Genomic DNA, 2,576 nt, shown 5'->3' on the forward strand with positions numbered 1-2,576 from the left:
GATGTTCACCACGGCGGGCGCGGCGTGTCTCACCACGCCTGCGAAAGACTGTTTCATGCCGGCCGCGGTGGTCGGGACCACCCGTCCGGCCTCCGGCAGGGTCGGCTCGGCGCGCGCGGCGCTGAGCGGCGCAGCGGCGGCCAACAGGGTCAGGGCCGGGATCAGGAGACGTTGGGCGCGCATGGTCGCTCCGAGCTTAAACCGTCACCCCAGTTCCGCGAAGTTTTCTGGCGCTTTGATGGCGAGGCTTCAAGCCGCTGCGGCAGGCTCGATCGCGGTTTGCGGACGGTGCGGATGAGCAACGCCCCAGGCCACGGCGAAGGCGAGCGCCAGGAGACCGCCCGCCAGATAGATCGCCAGGCCCGGCATGTGCAGGGTCGCCTCATGGCGGACCGACCAGGCGAAGCTCTCCCCGAACACCAAGGGCCCCAGGAACGAGGCGATGCCCTGCAGGCTCTGATTGGCGCCCTGCAGCTGGCCCTGCTGATTGGGCGCGACGCGCTGGGTCATCAGCCCCTGAAGGCCCGGCATGATGAAGCCGGAGAAGGCGAACAGGGGCGCGCCCAACAGATAGAGCCAGCCGTTCGTCGCCGAGCCGTACCAGAAGAAGCCGAGCGCCCCGGCCACGCAGCCGATCAGCACGATCCGCCGTTCCCCGAACCGCGCCACCGCCGGGCCCACCAGGAACATCTGCACGATCACCCCCATGATGCCGGTGATCGGGAAGGTCAGGCCCAGGATCCAGGTCGGCCAGTGGTAGCGGTAGGTGGTGTAGAGCACAAAGACCTGCGGCAGCACGATCTGCGCCAGCTGGAAGAGGAAGGCGACGCTGGCCAGCGCCAGCAGGCCGCTGTGCGATTGCAGGAGGCGCAGCGACCCCAGTGGATTGGCCCGGGACCAGTTGAAGGCGGCCAACCGACGCTCATCCGGCAGGGACTCCGGCAGGATCAGCAGGCCGTAGAGCCAGTTCAGGGCGGTGATGCCCGCCGCCACGAAGAACGGCAGCCTCAGGCTATAGGCGCCAAGGAAGCCGCCAAGGGTCGGCCCGACCAGGAAGCCGAAGGAGAAGGCCGAGGTCAGCATGCCAAAGCTCTTGGCGCGCTTCTCCGGCGGGGTGACGTCGGCCAGATAGGCGCCGGCCGTGGAGAAGCTCGCCGCCGTCATGCCGTTCAGGATGCGCCCGACGTAGAGCCACCACAGCGTCGGCGCCAAGGCCATGAACAGGAAGTCGACCGCCAGGCCGAAGTTCGAGATCAACAGCACCGGGCGGCGGCCCACCCGGTCCGACAGCATGCCCAGGATCGGACCGACGACGAACTGCATCAGCCCCCAGGTGGTGGCGAACAGCACGTTCCATTCCGACGCGGCGGCCGTGTCGCCGCCGGTGAACTGTTTGATCAGATTGGGCAGGATCGGGATCATCAGGCCGAACGACACGGAGGTCATCAGCGCGCTGGCGAAAATGAACCCGAAGGCCGCCTGCCGGACGGACCGCGCGGCGCTCGGCGGTGACTGGCTCATGCTCTATTCCCTGCCGCGACCTTGAAACAAAACAGGAACTGACGCAACCCGATTATCCCGCCTGCTCACCGACAGCCGCGAGTTGGGCGCGCCAGAAATCGGCCAGACGCATGAGCAGCACCTGGTCCGGGAACCCGTGGCGCGCCGCGCCAGCTGGCACGCGGTCGAAGCCGCGATGCTCGACGCTGACCCGCGTCTCGTCGCCGACGGCCTCGAAACCCACTTCGACCTCGGTGTGAAGATCGGGCGGGAAGTTGGCCTGCCGCCATGAGAAAATCAGCCGACTTGGCGGATCCCAGACTCTGATCCGGCCGATCTCAAAGGCCTTGCCGCCCGCTCGGGTCTCCAGCAGGCGGCCGCCGTCGCCGGGCTCGAACGACAGCACGCCAGGCCTGGGCGTGGTCTGGAACAGCGGGCTCGGCCGCCACCAGGCGCCGATTTCAGCCACGAAGGCTTCGAACGCCCGCTCGGGCGAGGCCTTCACCCGCAGAGCCACATAGACCTTGGACGTCATGCGTCCTTCTCTAGATGGGCCTTGAAGGCGATGAGCTGCTCGCTCCAGAGCCGTTCGGCGTCTTCCAGCCAGCGCAGCAGATGCACCATGGGTTCAGGCCTCAAGGCGTAGATGCGCACCCGCGCATCGAAGGTCGGATGGGACTCTTCCACCAGGCCGCTCTGCCGCAGGGTGCGCAGATGGCGGCTCATGGCCGGCGGGGTCAGGTCGAGCTCGCGCGCCAGGTCGCCGGCCGCGCGCGGACCCCGGCTGAGCAGATCGACCACCCGGCGGCGGTGCGGGTCGGCCAGCGCCGCCAGCGTCCGGTCGAGCGCTTCGGGTGGCGCTTGGACGGCCGCGTTCACGTCCCCCCCGTGACCTTCAGGCCGGTGGCCGACTCCATCTCCTCGCGGGTAACCGTCGCCACCGTCTGGGCGACTGTCCAGATATGGCCCTCCGGATCGCGGCAGCGGTAGGTGCGGTCGCCGTAGAACTGGGTCTGGGGCTCCATGATGATCTCTGCGCCCGCCGCGCGCGCACGCTCGCAGTGGGCGTCGATGTC

4 protein-coding genes and 1 pseudogene are annotated in these 2,576 nt (G+C 68.4%); all 5 read right to left on the bottom strand.

Annotated elements, in window-relative coordinates:
• Positions 1-183 (bottom strand): annotated as a pseudogene (locus tag E8A12_RS13155) (serine protease); the annotation flags it as partial.
• Positions 184-249: 66 nt separating this feature from the next.
• Entirely contained in the window at positions 250-1,521 is a 1,272-nt protein-coding gene (locus E8A12_RS13160; RefSeq protein WP_293369406.1) for a TCR/Tet family MFS transporter, read from the bottom strand.
• A 52-nt stretch (positions 1,522-1,573) separates the two neighbouring features.
• On the bottom strand, positions 1,574-2,035 hold the full coding sequence (locus tag E8A12_RS13165) for an SRPBCC family protein (RefSeq protein WP_293369408.1): 462 nt from the start codon (positions 2,033-2,035) through the stop codon (positions 1,574-1,576).
• Positions 2,032-2,379 (bottom strand): metalloregulator ArsR/SmtB family transcription factor, encoded by a 348-nt coding sequence (locus tag E8A12_RS13170; protein ID WP_293369410.1) that lies wholly within the window; start codon positions 2,377-2,379, stop codon positions 2,032-2,034. Before E8A12_RS13170 ends, E8A12_RS13165 begins: the two co-directional genes overlap by 4 nt.
• A partial coding sequence (locus tag E8A12_RS13175) for a VOC family protein (RefSeq protein WP_293369413.1) occupies positions 2,376-2,576 on the bottom strand: 201 nt, incomplete at its 5' end. The genes E8A12_RS13170 and E8A12_RS13175, both read right to left, overlap by 4 nt.

It is taken from the genome of Phenylobacterium sp. (genome assembly GCF_004799395.1).
Taxonomy (GTDB): domain Bacteria; phylum Pseudomonadota; class Alphaproteobacteria; order Caulobacterales; family Caulobacteraceae; genus Phenylobacterium.